Source organism: Paraburkholderia sp. (genome assembly GCF_035501035.1).
Taxonomy (GTDB): domain Bacteria; phylum Pseudomonadota; class Gammaproteobacteria; order Burkholderiales; family Burkholderiaceae; genus Paraburkholderia.
The window spans coordinates 1-16302 of the sequence record NZ_DATJWR010000381.1 but is presented as its reverse complement, the minus strand read 5'-3'; the positions used below and the strand labels follow the sequence as shown (position 1 = coordinate 16302).

The following is a 16302-nucleotide window of genomic DNA, read 5'->3' as shown; positions in this document are numbered from 1 at the left end:
GCGTGCAACTCGTACAACATCAACACCGTTGCGGCCGGCTGTTCGATCGAGTTCCTGCGCCCGGTCCTGCGCGACGAGGTGTTGACCGCCGAAGCGGTCGAACAGGTGCTATCGGGACGCAACGGTGTCTACGACATCCGTGTGACGAACCGGGCTGGCGAAACCGTCGCGCTTTTCCGAGGCAAGTCCGCGCAGATTCGCGGCAATGTCATTCCAGTCGCATCGTGAACCGGGTTTCCCCTGCTCGATTCCCTACCCTTCACGAATACAGTTCTTAAGGTCCAGGAGACACCCATGACTACCACGCTGCCGCTCGAACCCATCGAAACCGCGAGTCGCGACGAGCTTGCGGCGCTGCAACTCGAGCGCCTGAAATGGTCGCTGACCCACGCCTACGAAAACTCGCCGGTCTACCGCCGCAAGTTCGACGAGGCGGGCGTGCACCCTTCGCAGGTGCAGTCGCTTGCCGATCTCGCGCGCTTCCCGTTCACCACGAAGAAGGACCTGCGCGACAACTATCCGTTCGGCATGTTCGCGGTGCCGCAGGAGCAGATTTCGCGTATTCATGCATCGTCGGGCACGACCGGCAAGCCGACCGTTGTCGGCTACACGGCGCGCGACATCGACACTTGGGCCAATCTCGTCGCGCGTTCGGTGCGCGCATCGGGCGCGCGCCGCGGCGACAAGGTTCACGTGAGCTACGGCTATGGGCTCTTCACGGGTGGCCTCGGTGCGCATTACGGCGCGGAGCGCGCGGGCCTCACGGTGATTCCGTTCGGCGGCGGCCAGACCGAGAAGCAGGTCCAGCTGATCCAGGACTTCCGTCCCGACATCATCATGGTCACGCCAAGCTACATGCTCGCGATCGCCGACGAAATGGAGCGCCAGGGTATCGATCCGGCAACCTGCTCGCTGCGCATCGGCATCTTCGGTGCGGAGCCGTGGACCAATGACATGCGCGCGGCCATCGAGCAGCGCATGGGTATCACGGCCGTCGACATCTACGGCCTCTCCGAAGTGATGGGCCCGGGCGTGGCCTCGGAGTGCGCGGAGACGAAGGACGGCCCGACGATCTGGGAAGACCACTTCTACCCCGAGATCATCAACCCGGAAACGGGCGAAGTCCTGCCCGACGGCGAATTCGGCGAACTCGTCTTCACCTCGCTCACGAAGGAAGCGCTGCCGATCGTCCGCTACCGCACGCGCGACCTCACGCGCCTCTTGCCAGGCACCGCACGCACCATGCGTCGCATGGAGAAGATCACGGGCCGCTCGGACGACATGCTGATCATCCGCGGCGTGAACGTCTTCCCCACGCAGATCGAGGAACTGCTGCTCAAGCAGCCGGCGCTCGCGCCGCACTACCAGATCATCCTGACGAAGGAAGGTCCGCTGGATGTCATGACGCTCAACTGCGAGCCCTGCCCCGAAACCGCGCCCGACTACGGCGCGCTCGACGCGGCGAGCAAGGCGCTCGCCTACGACATCAAGGCGCTGATTGGCGTGACTTGCAAGGTGAACGTACTGGACGTGAACGGCATCGAGCGGTCGGTGGGCAAGGCCAAACGCGTGATCGACAAGCGGCCGAAATAATCGCGGGGCCACTCACCTCGTGCTCAAGCAAAGAGCCGGCATGTGCCGGCTCTTTTCGCTTCACGTGGGCGGTAACACGTGCAACACGCAGGATCACGAATTCGGGAACAGCAGCCACATACGGCCGCCCTGTTTCATCTTCCCGGCCAGATCGCCGGCGTCGTCGCCCAGGCCCCAGAAGTAGTCGGCGCGCACGCTGCCCTTGATCGCCGTGCCCGTGTCTTGCGCAAACACGAGCCGATTGAGCGGCGTATTCGTGAGCGGCCGGGTGGTCTGGAGAAATACCGGCGTGCCGAGCGGGATCGACGATGGATCGACGGCAATCGAACGCTCCGGTGTGAGCGGCACGCCGAGCGCGCCGATCGGGCCATCGGCCCCGCCCTGCGCGTCGCCTTCGGACGCCGCCATCTCCCGGAAGAACACGAAGCGCGGATTGGTGTCGAGCAGCGCATCCACGCGTGTCGGGTTTGCGCGCGCCCATGCCTTGATGCCCTGCATGGTCGCCTGAGCCGGCGTAATCTCGCCGTGATCGAGGAGCCAACGGCCGATCGACCGGTATGGCTGGTTGTTGGTGCCGCCAAAGCCCACGCGCATGACGCTGCCGTCTTCCATCACGACACGCCCCGAGCCCTGCACCTGCAGAAAGAACGCCTCGATCGGGTCGTCGACCCAGACGAGCTCGTTGCCGTTGAGGACGCCCGCGCGCTCGAGTTGCGCGCGCGGCGGCAAAGCCGCGCCAGCGCGATAGCCGGCGGGCCAGCGATAGAGCGCGGTCTGGTAGATGCCGTGACGCGTGCGCGAACCATGCAGCAGCGGTTCGTAGTAGCCCGTCACGAGACCGTCGAGCGTGCCGTCGTTGTTGGCGAACTGATAGGGCGTGAAATACGTTTCGAAGAATGCGCGCGCGCTGGAGGCATCGAGATCGTCGAGCTGCGATGCGGCCGCGCAGGCGCGCTGCCAGCGCGGATCGCGCGCGAGGCGCGTGCAGTTCGCACGCAGCGCTGACGTCACACCGATCAGCGAGTCCTCTTGCCAGCCAGGTACCTGCTGCCACGCGACGGGCGTGAGGCGCTGCGCCGCGAGCTGCGAGGGCAGCGCGGGCGCGCCCTTGGGCGGCGCATTGCGCACATAGCCGGGACCGCCGCACGCGGCAAGCAAGGCCGCCAGCGAAACGGCGCCGAGCCAGCCACCCAGCCAGCCGCTGGCGCGCCGAAGCGTCGAGCCTGAGATACGGCGTCTCACCCGAGCCCGATATCGCGAATCTGTAAATTGCGGAATTACCGCGGGATCACGCCCGCAATCCAGGCCAGAATCGAGGCCAGATTCATGCATACAATGTTGGCTCTCGATGGATGCCGCCATGTCAGATCTGCTCGACGAATACCCGATGCTCATATTTGGTCTGGAAGCGCTCCTTGCGCTGTTCCTGCTGGTTTTCATCGTTGTGTGGACCGCGTCGGGCAGGAAGAAGCGAGCCCCGCACGACGATCGGCGTCAGGACTAGCAGACCCCAAATTCGCGCGACGGTTCAATGCAACGTGCGCGGCATACGCAGCACGAATTCGGGAACGGGGGCCTCGAAGCGCTCGGCGTCTTCCGCCACGCAGAAGTATTCGCCCCGCATGGTGCCCACGGGCGTCGCGATCACGGCCCAGCTCGTGTACTCGAACTGCTCGCCGGGCTTCAGAAGCGGCTGGTGGCCGACCACGCCGAGCCCCTTCACTTCCTGCACGTGATTTTCGCTGTCGGTGATGACCCAGTGGCGCGCGATCAGCTGCGCACTCACCTGGCCGGTATTGCGGATGGTCAGTGTATACGCGAAGGCATATTGCCGGCGCTCCGGGTCCGATTCTTCGGCCAGGTAGCGCACCTGCGACGTCACGCTGAATTCGTACTGGTTCATCCTTGTTCCAATCGCCCGGGAACGGCAGCTGAGTCGGATTACTGAAACGCCCGCACAGCAAGGCGCCCGCGAATACGCCGCAATGCGCGGCACATGGATTGGCATTCTGCTTGATGCGACGGGCACCCGCAACCCGGCACGGCCCGCGGCGCCTGCCACAACTGGCCGAACGGCCAGCGCGTGTGCTGCACGCGCCGCGCGTCCGGCGCCCCGCCCCAGTAACGGTAAAATACGGTTTTTCCGACAGCTTTCCGATTGCCGCCATGACGCAATTCCGCATCGCCCCCAGCATTCTCTCCGCCGACTTTTCGCGTCTTGGCGAGGAAGTCCGCAACGTAGTCGCGGCCGGCGCCGACTGGATCCACTTCGACGTGATGGACAACCATTACGTGCCGAACCTCACCATCGGGCCGCTGGTGTGCGAGGCGATCCGCCCGCACGTGAACGTGCCCATCGACGTGCATCTGATGGTGCGCCCGGTCGACCGCATCGTGCCCGACTTCGCCAAGGCCGGCGCGAACCTCATCAGCTTCCACCCGGAGGGCTCGGACCACATCGACCGCACGCTCTCGCTGATCCGCGACCACGGCTGCAAGGCTGGCCTCGTGTTCAACCCGGCCACGCCGCTCAACTACCTCGACCACGTGATGGACAAGCTCGACCTCGTCCTCATCATGTCGGTGAATCCGGGCTTCGGCGGCCAGTCGTTCATTCCCGAGGCGCTCAACAAGCTGCGCGAGGCGCGCGCGAAGATCGACGCCTATACCGCGCGCACGGGGCGCGAAATCCATCTGGAAGTGGACGGCGGCGTGAAGGTCGACAACATCGCCGAGATCGCGGCGGCCGGTGCGGACACCTTCGTGGCCGGCTCGGCGATCTTCGGCAAGCCAGACTACAAGGCCGTGATCGACGAGATGCGCGCGCAGCTCGCGACGGTGGCCAACGCACGATGAGCACCACAGCGCTCAAGCTCAACGCGCCGCGCATCGAAGCGGCGCTGATCGACCTCGACGGCACGATGGTCGACACCGCCGACGACTTCGCCGCCGGCCTGAACGGCATGCTCGCGCAGCTCGACGCCGAGGAAACCACGCGCGAAGAAGTCATGGACTATGTCGGCAAGGGCTCCGAGCACCTGATCCGCAGCGTGCTCGCGCCGCGCTTTGCCGCCGATGACGCCCAGTCGCGCTTCGACGAGGCGCTGGCGCTCTACCAGGACGAGTACGCGAAGATCAACGGCCGTCACACGCATCTTTATCCGGAAGTGGAAGCGGGTCTTGCAGCGATGCGCGGCGCAGGCATCAAGCTCGCGTGCGTGACCAACAAGCCGTACCGCTTCGCCGTGGAGCTGCTGCAGCAATACGGTCTCGCACACTACTTCGAAGTCGTGATCGGCGGCGACAGCCTGCCGAAGAAAAAGCCCGATCCGCTGCCGATGCTCACCGCGTGCGAGCGCCTGGGCGTGAAGCCCGAGGCAACGGTGGCGATCGGCGATTCGGAGAACGACGCGATCGCGGGCCGCGCGGCGGGCATGGCCACGCTGACCGTGCCCTACGGCTACAACCACGGCCAGCCTGTACAAAAAATTCAGTCGGATGGTATAGTTGCCACGCTACTCGACGCCGCCAAGGCGCTCGTAGCACACAATGATCTGACTTAAGTTCTCAACTGAACGTCAACTTTCCTCATGTTTCTGAATAAAAAACGGAGTCTGAGCAGCATCGACCGGGGAGCCTGGCCCTGGCGTCGCTGGTCGCGCTAACCTCTCCCGAGGTTCGCTGAAGTCGCGCGCAAGCCCTTCTTCAGCCCCGTTTTTTACTTCGCTGCGCACTCGCGCGTGTCTCGACACTAAACTGTTGCGGTAACCCGTCGGTTCGTCTGGCCGTTGGCTTTCGTGCTCCCTTGCTGTGTTTCGTCGTTTCCGGCGATGCATGCGGGGCGCGAGCAGCTACGCCTCACCTTCCGTCGATCCACCGCACGACGGCCCGGCAAGCGCTTCGGCACTTGCGCGATTTCGGGCCGCACGAGCGAGCGCCAGCGGCCATCAAGCACTCAAAACAGAAGCCATCGCGCTCATCGCGCGCCCTTTTTTGAGCCGCACTGGGCCCGCACCCGACGCCGCGACCGGCAGCACGAACAGGATCGGAACATGACCGAACTCGAATTCCAGTCCCTCGCCAACGAGGGCTACAACCGCATCCCGCTGATCGCCGAGGCGCTCGCCGATCTCGAAACGCCGCTCTCGCTGTACCTTAAGCTCGCGCAGCCCGAGCGCGGCGGGGCCAACTCGTTCCTGCTCGAATCCGTCGTCGGCGGCGAACGGTTTGGGCGCTACTCGTTCATCGGCTTGCCCGCGCGTTCGCTGCTGCGCACGCGCAATGGCGTATCGGAAGTCGTGCGCGACGGCCAGGTGATCGAGACGCATGACGGCGACCCGCTCGAATTCATCGCGCAGTACCAGGCGCGCTTCAAGGTCGCGCAGCGCCCGGGCCTGCCGCGCTTTTGCGGCGGTCTCGCAGGCTACTTCGGCTACGACGCCGTGCGCTACATCGAGAAGAAGCTCGCCGACACCTGCCCGCCCGACGACCTCGGTCTGCCCGACATCCAGCTGCTGCTGACCGAGGAAGTCGCCGTGATCGACAATCTCGCCGGCAAGCTCTACCTGATCGTCTACGCCGATCCGCAAACGCCCGAGGCCTACACGAAGGCCAAACACCGCCTGCGTGAATTGAAGCAACGCCTGCGCACGACGGTGCAGCCGCCCGTCACCTCGGCGAGCGTGCGCACCGAGACGTTCCGCGAGTTCAAGAAGGACGACTACCTCGCGGCCGTGCGCAAGGCGAAGGAATACATCGCCGCGGGCGAGCTGATGCAGGTGCAGGTCGGCCAGCGCCTCATCAAGCCGTATCGCGACAATCCGCTTTCGCTGTACCGCGCGCTGCGCTCGCTGAACCCGTCGCCGTACATGTACTACTACAACTTCGGCGAATTCCACGTGGTGGGCGCGTCGCCTGAGATTCTGGTGCGCCAGGAAAAGCGCGGCGAGGACCGCATCGTGACGATCCGCCCGCTCGCGGGTACGCGCCCGCGCGGCAATACGCCCGAACGCGACGCCGAACTCGCGACCGAACTGCTCAACGATCCGAAGGAGATCGCCGAGCACGTCATGCTGATCGACCTCGCGCGCAACGACGTGGGCCGCATCGCCGAGATCGGCTCGGTGTCCGTGACCGACAAGATGGTGATCGAGAAGTACTCGCACGTGCAGCACATCGTGAGCTCGGTGGAAGGCAAGCTCAAGCCCGGCATGAACAACTTCGACGTGCTGCGCGCCACGTTCCCGGCCGGCACGCTCTCGGGGGCGCCGAAGGTGCGCGCGATGGAGCTCATCGACGAGCTCGAACCCGTGAAGCGCGGCCTCTATGGCGGCGCGGTCGGTTATCTCTCGTTCAACGGCGAGATGGACCTCGCGATCGCGATCCGCACCGGCCTCATCCACAACGGCAATCTGTACGTGCAGGCCGCGGCGGGTGTCGTCGCGGATTCGGTGCCCGAGTCCGAATGGCAGGAAACCGAGAACAAGGCGCGCGCCGTGCTGCGCGCCGCCGAGCAGGTGCAGGACGGCCTCGACAGCGACTTCTGAGCGGAGACAAGACCATGTTGCTCATGATCGACAACTACGATTCGTTTACCTACAACATCGTCCAGTACTTCGGCGAGCTCGGCGAAGACGTCCACACGTATCGCAACGACGAAATCACCATCGACGAGATCCGCAAGCTCAACCCCGAGCGCATCTGCCTCTCGCCGGGACCGAGCAACCCGCAGCACGCGGGCATCACGCTCGCGGTGCTGCGTGAATTTTCCGGCCAGATTCCGATTCTCGGCGTGTGTCTCGGCCATCAGGCCATCGGCGAGGCGTTCGGCGGCCGCGTGGTGCGCGCGAAAACCATCATGCACGGCAAGGTGAGCCAGATCGAAACCGACTGCAAAGGCGTGTTCGCCGATCTGCCGAAGCACTTCAACGTCACGCGCTATCACTCGCTCGCCATCGAGCGCGAGTCGCTGCCCGACTGCCTCGAAGTTTCGGCGTGGACCGAAGACGGGGAAATCATGGGCGTGCGTCATCGCGAACTCGCGGTGGAAGGCGTGCAGTTCCATCCGGAATCGATTCTCTCGGAGCACGGCCACGCGCTCTTCGAGAATTTCCTGAAGCAGACGAAGGCGGCCACCACGTCGCGCGGCGCGTAAAAAGAACGGAGGCGACATCATGATTACCCCGCAAGAAGCGCTGCAACGCACGATCGAACACCGCGAGATCTTTCACGACGAGATGCTCCACCTCATGCGCCTGATCATGCGCGGGGAGCTTTCGCCCGTGCTCTCGGCCGCCATCATCACCGGCCTGCGCGTGAAGAAGGAAACCATCGGCGAGATCACCGCCGCCGCGACCGTGATGCGCGAATTCGCGAATCACGTTGAGGTGAAAGACAACTCGAACTTCATCGACATCGTCGGCACCGGCGGCGATGGTTCGCACACCTTCAATATTTCCACGGCTTCGATGTTCGTCGTCGCCGGCGCGGGCGCGAAGGTCGCAAAGCACGGCAACCGCGGCGTGTCGAGCAAGTCGGGCAGCGCCGATGTGCTCGAAGCGCTCGGCGTGAACATCGACCTGCAGCCGGACCAGGTGGCCGCGTCGATCGCCGAAACGGGCATGGGCTTCATGTTCGCGCCCAATCACCATCCGGCGATGAAGAACATCGCCGCGGTGCGCCGCGAACTCGGCGTGCGCACGATCTTCAACATCCTCGGGCCGCTCACGAATCCGGCCGGTGCGCCCAACCAGTTGATGGGCGTGTTCCATGCAGACCTCGTCGGCATTCAGGTGCGAGTGATGCAGCGCCTCGGCGCAAAGCACGTGTGCGTGGTGTACGGCAAGGACGGCATGGACGAAGTCTCGCTCGGTGCGGCCACGCTCGTGGGCGAACTGAAGGACGGCGAAATTCGCGAGTACGAGATCCACCCCGAAGACTTCGGCATGCAGATGGTCTCGAACCGCACGCTCAAGGTCGAAAACGCCGACGAATCGAAGGCGATGCTGCTCGGCGCGCTCTCGAACGAGGCGGGCGTGGCGCGCGAGATCGTGGCGCTGAACGCGGGCACGGCGCTCTATTCGGCGAACGTCGCGAACTCGATCGCCGATGGCATCGCGCTTGCGCGCGAGACCATCGCGAGCGGCCGCGCGCGCGCCAAAGTCGATGAACTGGTACGCTTCACGCAACAGCTCAAGCGCTGATCGATGCCGATCCAGCACCGTTTTAAGCCTGATTTTTGCCCCGATTTTTGCAGATACCCATGAGCGACATCCTCGAAAAGATCATTGCCGTGAAGCGCGAAGAAGTGCGCGCCGCGGAGCAGAGCGCCCCGCTCGAAGAACTGCGCCTCGAAGCGAGCGCGCGTGACCTGCGCGATTTCGTCGGCGCACTGCGCGCGAAGCACGCAAACGGCCAGGCAGCCGTGATCGCCGAAGTGAAGAAGGCGAGCCCCTCGAAAGGCGTGCTACGCGAGAACTTCCAGCCCGCCGAAATTGCGCGCTCGTACGCTGAGCACGGCGCGGCCTGCCTCTCCGTGCTCACCGATGTGCAATTCTTCCAGGGCAGCGTCGCGTATCTCGAAGCGGCGCGCGCCGCGTGCAACTTGCCGGTGCTGCGCAAGGACTTCATCGTCGATCCGTACCAGATCGTCGAAGCGCGCGCGATGGGCGCCGACGCGATCCTGCTGATCGCCGCCGCGCTCGAACCGGGCCAGATGCGCGATCTCGAAGCGCTTGCGCATTCGCTCGGTCTCGCGGTGCTCGTCGAAGTGCACGACCGCGAAGAGCTCAAGCACGCGCTCACGCTGAAGACGCCGCTCATCGGCATCAATAATCGCAATCTGCGCACCTTCGAAACCACGCTGCAAACGACCATCGACATGCTCGACGACGTGCCCGAAGACCGCATCGTCGTGACCGAGTCGGGCATTCTCTCGCGCGCGGACGTCGAGAAGATGCGCGCGCTTTCGGTGCATACGTTCCTCGTTGGTGAGGCGTTCATGCGCGCGGAACAGCCGGGCGTGGAACTCGCGCGCATGTTCTTCTGATTGCATGTAGGTAAAAAGCGACGATGGGTATCGAACGCGAAATCAAGCTCGCGCTGCCGAGCGGCCAAGTGGATGCGGCGCTGCGTCTCATCGGGACGCGCGCCGGCGCGCCGGGCCGCGCGCTGCGTCTGGAGAACATCTACTTCGACACGCCGGCGCTCACGCTCGCGCGCGCAAAGAGCGCGCTGCGCCTGCGCCGCACGCCCGATGGCTGGCTGCAGACGTTCAAGACCGTGGGCGTGGCGCAAAACGGGTTGCACGCCCGGCACGAATGGGAAATGCCGGTGGCAGGCGAGGCGCTGGAAATCGAAACGCTGCTGCACGAGTGTGATGAATCGGGCGTTGCCACGGCACTCTCGGACGCGGCCACGAATTTGATCGCGCTCTTTCGCACCGACTTCACACGCACGCTCTGGACGCTCGAAGTCGATGGCGCCCAGGTGGAAGCGGCGGTCGATCAGGGCGAGATCACCGCAGAGGTGAACGGTGAAGCGCGCAGCGCGCCGATCTGCGAAATCGAGCTTGAACTCAAGCGCGGCGACGATGCCGCCTTGCACACACTCGCAGCGGAACTCGCGAAGGCACTGCCGGGCCTCGCCCCCGACGACATCAGCAAGGCCCAGCGCGGATATAAGCTGCGCGAAGGCTGAGCGCAGCGCGACGCGGCGCTTGCGCGTCGCGCGCATGGGTACGTTACGGATGCGGAACGGACACGCGCCTGGACGCGGGGCCGATACGGACGCACGCGCATGGACGTGGTGCGGGCACGAATAACGCACCCGCAAGGACGCAGTGCGAGCACCGAAACGAACACGCGCCCTAACCCATCCGCGCGAGATCGCGCACCCAAACGGCGCTGTTAGTTGCACGAACATGCACGAACAGCGCCGATGCCACAAACACCCGCACTTACGCGCCCGCGCCGGATTGAATCGCGGCGCGATTGCTGCGACACTTGCCGCCCATGACCTCCACGAAACGCACGCGTGCCGCGATGCCGGTGCAAGCCTCGCTCTTCGACGACGAGCTGCCCGACACCGCGCAAGCCACGCTCGACGAACCGCCTGTGCCCGAAGTCGATCCGCGTCAGATCACGATTTTTTCGCTCTTCGACAACGACGAATTCCCAGCGCCCGTCCGCCCGCCCGTCGAGATGTCCGCACAAGCCATGTCCAACGAATCCGCTGCTCCCGCGCTCGCGCCCCAAACCGTTCGCCTCGAAGACCAGTTCGACGCGCTGCCTGATGCGTGGCGCGAGCTGCTCGCGCCCTTCATCGCAAGCGCTGACTACGCACCGCTGTGCCGCTTCGTCGACAACGAGCGCGCCGCCGGCAAGACCGTCTACCCCGCCGATGTATTCCGGGCACTGCGTCTCACCTCGCCCGACGAAGTGAAGGTCGTGATCCTCGGCCAGGATCCGTACCACGGCGAGGACCGCGGCACGCCGCAGGCACACGGCCTGGCCTTCTCCGTGCCGCCCGCGGTGCGTCCGCCGCCGTCACTGCGCAACATCTTCAAGGAAATCGCGGCGAGCCTCGGTATCGAAGCGCCGTCGCATGGCTGCCTCGACGCGTGGGCGCGCCAGGGCGTGCTGCTCCTGAACACGGTACTGACCGTCGAGCGCGCAAATGCGGCCAGCCACGCGAAGCGCGGCTGGGAACGCTGCACCGACACGCTGATCCACGAACTCGCCACGCGCCACGAGCATCTCGTCTTCATGCTCTGGGGCGCTCACGCTCAAAACAAGCGCGGGCTGCTGGGCAGCGGCGAGCACTGCGTGCTCGAAGCGCCACACCCGTCACCGCTTTCGGCGCATCGCGGCTTTCTCGGCTGCGGCCATTTCGCGCAGGCCAACGATTATCTGAAAGCGCACGGCCGGCAGCCGATCGACTGGCGCTTGCCGCAGGAAGCTGTCGTACTCGCCTGAGCGCCGCCGCATGGCGTCGCCGCGCGAAGCGCAAGTCGCAAGGTAATCTGCAATAAAAAACGCCACGAAATTGCTTTCGTGGCGTTTTGCCTTTCTATAGCCGCCGATCGCGGCCGAGTGCAGCCAATCGCAGCCTTACGCCGCGGCGATCGCCTCGCGTGCGCTCGCGAGCGCTGCGCTTGCCGCGTCCGGGCCCATGGCCAGGCCTTCGGCGTAGATGAAGGTCACGTCGGTCATGCCGAGGAACCCGAGGAACGACTTCAGGTACGGCGTCTGGCTGTCGTGCGGGGTGCCTTGATACTTGCCGCCGCGCGCCGAAACCACGAACACCTTCTTGCCCGTCACGAGGCCTTCCGGACCGTTCGCGGTGTAGCGGAACGTGATGCCGGCGCGCGCGATCCAGTCGAAGTAGGTCTTGAGCTGCGACGAGATGCCGAAGTTGTAGAGCGGCGCACCGATCACGACGATGTCCGCGGCCTGCAGTTCCGCGATCAGCGCTTCGCTGCGCGCGGAGGTCGCCTGCTGCTCCGGCGTGCGCTGCTCTGCCGGCGTGAAGAACGCGCCGAGGATGGCGTCGTCGAGGTGCGGCAGCGGCTCGGCTTGCAGGTTGCGCGTGACAACATTCGCACCCGGATGCGATTGTTGCAGCTTGGCCGTCAATTCGTTGACGAGCAGCGTCGACTGGGCGCCTTGCGAGCGGGCGGCGGAATTGATTTGCAGGATCGTGGTCATGGTGGCTCCTTCGGGGGTCTCTGTTGCGCAACGTTGCGCGAGTGAAGGCATTGTGTTTTTTTACCGCGCCGCGAAAAAGTAGTCCGCCGATGACGGATTGTTGCAGTGATAGAACAATCGCCGGCATGAAAAACGGCGCGGTGAACATCACCCGCGCCGTCTTTCGTCGCGCCGCGCAGCGTGTGCGAGGCGCGCAGTGCGCTCAGGCCGCCAGCCAGCGCTCGCGCAGGGCGCGCACGGCCGCGCGCTTGTCGCCGGCGGTGAGCTTGTAGCGCGTGACGTCGGGCGCATCGAGAGTCAGACGCGCGACGCGCAACTCGTCACGGCGGAAAGCGTGAATTTCGACCTTCGCGCCCGGCTGGTAACGCGCAAGCAGTGTGTCGAGATTCCCGCCCGTCACGCGCAGGCCGTCGAGCGCGATGAGTGCGTCGCCGGCCGAAAGCCCGGCCTTCTGCGCCGCGCCGCCTTCGTAGACGACCGCGAGCGTCGCCTCCGCGCCGCCGCGCAGGCGCGCGCCGAGCGCAGGTCTCGCGCCCCGCTCGGGCTCGCCTTCGAGCGTCACGCCGAACGGCTCGAACAATGCCGCGAGCGGCAAGTCACGCGTGCCGCGCACGGCGTCGCTGAATAGCGCGCCCAGTTCCACGCCCGTCGCCTCGGCAATCAGCGCCTCGACGTCGTCCTCGCCCACGCCCACCGGCTTGCCGCGATAGAAGTCGCGCCCGTAGCGCTGCCACAGCAGGCGCATGACGTCGTCGAGTGATTTGCGGCCGTTCGTTTCGGCGCGAATGGCGAGATCGAATGCGAGCGCCACGAGCGAGCCCTTCGTGTAGTAGCTCACGATCGCATTCGACGCGTTCTCGTCCTGGCGGTAGTACTTCACCCACGCATCAAACGAGCTTTCCGAGACGCTCTGCTTCAGACGCCCGGCGCCGCGCTGCACGCCGCCGATCGTCTTGCCGAGCAGACCGAAATATTCGTCTGCGGAAATGAGGCCGCTGCGCACGAGCATGAGGTCGTCGTAATAGGACGTAAAGCCCTCGAACAGCCACAGGAGCGAGGTGTAGTCCTCGCGCGTGAGGTCGTACGGCACGAACGCTGCGGGCTTGATGCGTTTGACGTTCCAGGTGTGGAAATACTCGTGGCTGCACAGGCCGAGATACGTGCGGTAGCCTTCGGACGTCTCCGGCTTGCCCTTCACCGGCAGGTCCGTGCGATTGCAGACGAGCGCCGTCGAAGCGCGATGCTCGAGGCCGCCGTAACCGTCGCTCACGGCCTGCGTCATGAACACGTAGCGTTCCATGGGCGCGCGCTTCGTGCGCGGCTCGAAGAGCGCGATTTGCGCCTCGCAGATCTTCTTCAGGTCGGCAGCGAGACGCTCGCTGTCGAGCGCCACCACGCGGCCCGCAATCACGATGTCGTGAGGCACGCCGTGCGCCTTGAAAGTCGCGAGCGTGAATTCGCCGAGCGTGACCGGATGGTCGATCAGTTCGTCGTAGCCCGCGGCCGTGTATTCGCCAAAGCCGTAGCGCTTGGTGCCGCGCGCCTCGGCGAGCGCCGTCGCGACGCGCCAGTGACGAAACGCATGGCCGTCGGGCCGCTGGATGTCGACCACGTGTTGTGCCTCCTCATGGCCGAGCGCGGCGAGAAACACGCTCGTGCCGTTGAAGAAGCCCACGGTGTCGTCCAGATGGGCGGCGCGCACCGAGAGATCCCATGCATAGACCTCATAGCGCAGCGTGAGCGCGCCCTTCACCGGCGCGGCATGCCACGAATGCTTGTCGGTCTTCGTCACGCGCACCTTGCGGCCCGCGTCGTTGAAGGCGCGCAGCGTGACGATGTTGCGCGCGAACTCGCGCACCATGTAGCTGCCCGGAATCCACACGGGCAGCATGAAGGGCTGACCCTCCGGCGCAGGATCGGCGACTGTGAGCGTCACCTCGAAAAGATGCGCGGCGGGGTTCTTCGGGACGATGGTGTATCGGATCGGCTTCATCGGCGGGACGGGTGAGAGGTTCGGTCAGCGGACGCGGAATGCGATTACAGCATGCGCAGCGGGCACCGCCAATCGGTGCAAAGAGCCGCAGCAGAGGGGCGACGCGCAAAGGCAGCTGGTGTAAAGCGGATGTCTGGCGGCAGGCGAAAAAAGCGGCTGACCGCTGACAAAAAAGGTATCGGCCAAAAACGCACCGGCCGCGAAAGCGGCCGGCGGATTCAGGCGTTGCTTCAGTGTGCGGCGCTCAGGGCGCTTTCGAGCCGGTCGGCGCTGACCGCGCCCGGCAGCCGCCTGCCATCGGCGAGGATGACGGTGGGCGTGCCCGTCACCCTCATCTTCGCGCCGAGTGCGAGATTGCTGTCGATCGCAGCCGTATCGCAGGTGCCGGCGGCCGTGGGCGCCTTGCGCTCGACCATCCATGACTCCCACGCCTTCGCGCGGTCAGACGAGCACCAGATCTGCTTGGCCTTCTCGGTCGAATCCGGCGAAAGAACCGGGTACAGGAAGGTGTAGACCGTCACGTTGTCGATGGACTTGAGCGTGGTTTCGAGCTGATGGCAGTACGGGCAGTTCGGGTCGGAGAACACGGCCATCTTGCGGCTGCCGTTGCCCTTCACTACCTTCACCGCGTTCGCGAACGGCAGGCTCGCGAAGTCGACCTTGTTGAGCTCGGCAAGGCGCGCCTCGGTCAGATTGCGATGCGCCTTGGTGTCGATGAGCTCGCCATTGAGCACGTAGTCGCCGTTCGCGTCGCTGTAGACGATCTGCGTGCCGAGGTTGATTTCGTAGAGGCCCGGCATCGGCGCTTTGGTGATGCCCTTGATGTCGCTGGCGTCGATGCCGAGGCGCGATTGCAGCGCCGACTTGATCTTGTCGGTGGTCTGGTCGGCCTGGGCCGAGCAGCCGAGCGCCGAGGTGACCGCCGCGATGACGAGCGCGGCAATGCGCGGGGTGAAGTGTCTGCGCGTTTGCATGGGGTGCATTCCTGATTCGGGCGCGCCGCGCGAAGGCGGCGCGCGCAAAGTTCCGTTGGGTGACCGGGGCGGTGGCGTGCACGGCGAGCGCTGCCTCACCCGGCACCGCAGGGGCGAATACGTCCATTCTAAGCTGCACCGGGCAACAGGCAACAAAATGCCCGCACGAAGCCGCCCCAGCCGCCCCGCCGCCGCTAGCCGAGTGCCGAGGCCACGAGCCAGCGCTTGACGAGCGGCTGCGCGCCGACGAATGCCATGCCCGTGTTGCGCACCACGCGCGCGAGCGTGCCGGGAATCGAGAACAGACGTTGCAGGCTGTCGGTCGCGACGACGAGCTTCTGGATGTCCTCGCGGCGGGCGCGCTCGTAGCGGCGCAGCAGCACGATGTCGCCCAGGTCGCGAAACGCCTCTTTCTGCGCGATCACGTCGACGAGCGCGGCGACGTCGCGCAAGCCGAGGTTCACGCCCTGGCCGGCAAGCGGGTGGATGAGATGCGCAGCGTCCCCAATCAGGGCCACGCGCGGCGCGACGAGCCGGTCGACCGTTTGCAGCGAAAGCGGAAAGCCGCGCGCGGGCGTCACGCATTCGAGCGCGCCAAGCTGGCTTTGCGAGACGCGCTCGACTTCGGCGGCGAGTGGCTCCGGGTCGAGCTTGAGCAAGGCGTCGGCGTGCTCCGTCTGCGCCGACCAGACGAGCGAGACGTGCTGCTCGGGCAGCGGCAGCAACGCGATGATCTCGCCCTCGCGGAACCACTGGTACGCCGTCTCGCCGTGCGGCTTTTGCGCGCGGAAATTGGCGACCACGCCCGTTTGCCGGTAATCGCGCCGCTCGACTTTCGAGCCGATCTGCGCGCGCACCCACGAGTGAGCGCCGTCCGCGCCGATCGCGAGATCGGCCTCGATCGTGCGCCCGTTCGCGAGGCCGATGACGGCCGCGTCGGGATTCACGTCGAGCGATTGCGCGCGCGTGTCGATCCATGTGAGATTGGGCTGGAAGTGCAGCGCGGCGTCGCGCGCGCGCTCGACGACCGACGACT

17 protein-coding genes are annotated in these 16302 nt (G+C 65.4%); 11 read left to right on the top strand and 6 right to left on the bottom strand.

Annotation, left to right across the window (positions count from 1 at the left end):
* Positions 1 to 228: hotdog domain-containing protein (locus VMJ11_RS27575; protein ID WP_325623708.1), on the top strand; the 228-nt coding region annotated here is incomplete at its 5' end.
* 66 nt (positions 229 to 294) lie between these two features.
* Positions 295 to 1593, top strand: a complete 1299-nt coding sequence (paaK, locus tag VMJ11_RS27570) for a phenylacetate--CoA ligase PaaK (protein ID WP_325623706.1) — start codon at positions 295 to 297, stop codon at positions 1591 to 1593.
* Between the two features lie 93 nt (positions 1594 to 1686).
* On the opposite strand, the gene VMJ11_RS27565 is transcribed toward paaK, so the two are convergent.
* Entirely contained in the window at positions 1687 to 2823 is a 1137-nt protein-coding gene (locus VMJ11_RS27565; RefSeq protein ID WP_414694483.1) for a murein transglycosylase A, read from the bottom strand.
* Positions 2824 to 2953: 130 nt separating this feature from the next.
* On the opposite strand from VMJ11_RS27565, the gene VMJ11_RS27560 reads away from it, so the two are divergent.
* A complete protein-coding gene (locus tag VMJ11_RS27560) occupies positions 2954 to 3097 on the top strand; it encodes a hypothetical protein (protein ID WP_325623702.1) in 144 nt (47 codons plus the stop codon).
* A 24-nt stretch (positions 3098 to 3121) separates the two neighbouring features.
* Here VMJ11_RS27560 and apaG read toward each other — a convergent pair whose 3' ends face one another.
* The gene (apaG, locus tag VMJ11_RS27555) at positions 3122 to 3496 is read right to left on the bottom strand and encodes a Co2+/Mg2+ efflux protein ApaG (RefSeq protein WP_325623700.1); all 375 of its coding nucleotides are present in this window, start codon (positions 3494 to 3496) and stop codon (positions 3122 to 3124) included.
* A 263-nt stretch (positions 3497 to 3759) separates the two neighbouring features.
* On the opposite strand from apaG, the gene rpe reads away from it, so the two are divergent.
* The 8 genes from rpe to VMJ11_RS27515 all read left to right on the top strand — a co-directional run bounded on the left by rpe (position 3760) and on the right by VMJ11_RS27515 (position 11567).
* A complete protein-coding gene (rpe, locus tag VMJ11_RS27550; RefSeq protein WP_325623698.1) occupies positions 3760 to 4449 on the top strand; it encodes a ribulose-phosphate 3-epimerase in 690 nt (229 codons plus the stop codon).
* Positions 4446 to 5156 (top strand): phosphoglycolate phosphatase, encoded by a 711-nt coding sequence (locus tag VMJ11_RS27545; protein ID WP_325623696.1) that lies wholly within the window; start codon positions 4446 to 4448, stop codon positions 5154 to 5156. Before rpe ends, VMJ11_RS27545 begins: the two co-directional genes overlap by 4 nt.
* A 489-nt stretch (positions 5157 to 5645) precedes the next feature.
* Positions 5646 to 7139, top strand: coding sequence for an anthranilate synthase component I (gene trpE / locus VMJ11_RS27540; protein ID WP_325623694.1), 1494 nt, complete (start codon positions 5646 to 5648; stop codon positions 7137 to 7139).
* A gap of 14 nt (positions 7140 to 7153) precedes the next feature.
* Complete coding sequence (locus tag VMJ11_RS27535; RefSeq protein ID WP_325623692.1) at positions 7154 to 7747, top strand: aminodeoxychorismate/anthranilate synthase component II; 594 nt, start codon at positions 7154 to 7156, stop codon at positions 7745 to 7747.
* A 16-nt stretch (positions 7748 to 7763) separates the two neighbouring features.
* On the top strand, positions 7764 to 8795 hold the full coding sequence (gene trpD, locus VMJ11_RS27530; protein ID WP_325623710.1) for an anthranilate phosphoribosyltransferase: 1032 nt from the start codon (positions 7764 to 7766) through the stop codon (positions 8793 to 8795).
* A 59-nt stretch (positions 8796 to 8854) separates the two neighbouring features.
* Positions 8855 to 9640: an indole-3-glycerol phosphate synthase TrpC gene (gene trpC / locus VMJ11_RS27525; protein WP_325623690.1), complete on the top strand. Its 786-nt coding sequence runs from the start codon at positions 8855 to 8857 to the stop codon at positions 9638 to 9640.
* A 23-nt stretch (positions 9641 to 9663) separates the two neighbouring features.
* Positions 9664 to 10290, top strand: a complete 627-nt coding sequence (locus VMJ11_RS27520; RefSeq protein WP_325623687.1) for a CYTH domain-containing protein — start codon at positions 9664 to 9666, stop codon at positions 10288 to 10290.
* Between the two features lie 314 nt (positions 10291 to 10604).
* Positions 10605 to 11567, top strand: coding sequence for a uracil-DNA glycosylase (locus VMJ11_RS27515; protein ID WP_325623685.1), 963 nt, complete (start codon positions 10605 to 10607; stop codon positions 11565 to 11567).
* A gap of 135 nt (positions 11568 to 11702) precedes the next feature.
* On the opposite strand, the gene VMJ11_RS27510 is transcribed toward VMJ11_RS27515, so the two are convergent.
* From VMJ11_RS27510 to VMJ11_RS27495, 4 genes are all read right to left on the bottom strand, one after another.
* Positions 11703 to 12299, bottom strand: a complete 597-nt coding sequence (locus VMJ11_RS27510; RefSeq protein ID WP_325623683.1) for an FMN-dependent NADH-azoreductase — start codon at positions 12297 to 12299, stop codon at positions 11703 to 11705.
* Between the two features lie 202 nt (positions 12300 to 12501).
* A complete protein-coding gene (locus tag VMJ11_RS27505; protein ID WP_325623681.1) occupies positions 12502 to 14292 on the bottom strand; it encodes a PDZ domain-containing protein in 1791 nt (596 codons plus the stop codon).
* 230 nt (positions 14293 to 14522) lie between these two features.
* The gene (locus tag VMJ11_RS27500) at positions 14523 to 15266 is read right to left on the bottom strand and encodes a DsbC family protein (protein ID WP_325623679.1); all 744 of its coding nucleotides are present in this window, start codon (positions 15264 to 15266) and stop codon (positions 14523 to 14525) included.
* A 194-nt stretch (positions 15267 to 15460) separates the two neighbouring features.
* On the bottom strand, positions 15461 to 16302 hold an 842-nt coding region (locus tag VMJ11_RS27495), incomplete at its 5' end, for an FAD-dependent monooxygenase (RefSeq protein ID WP_325623677.1).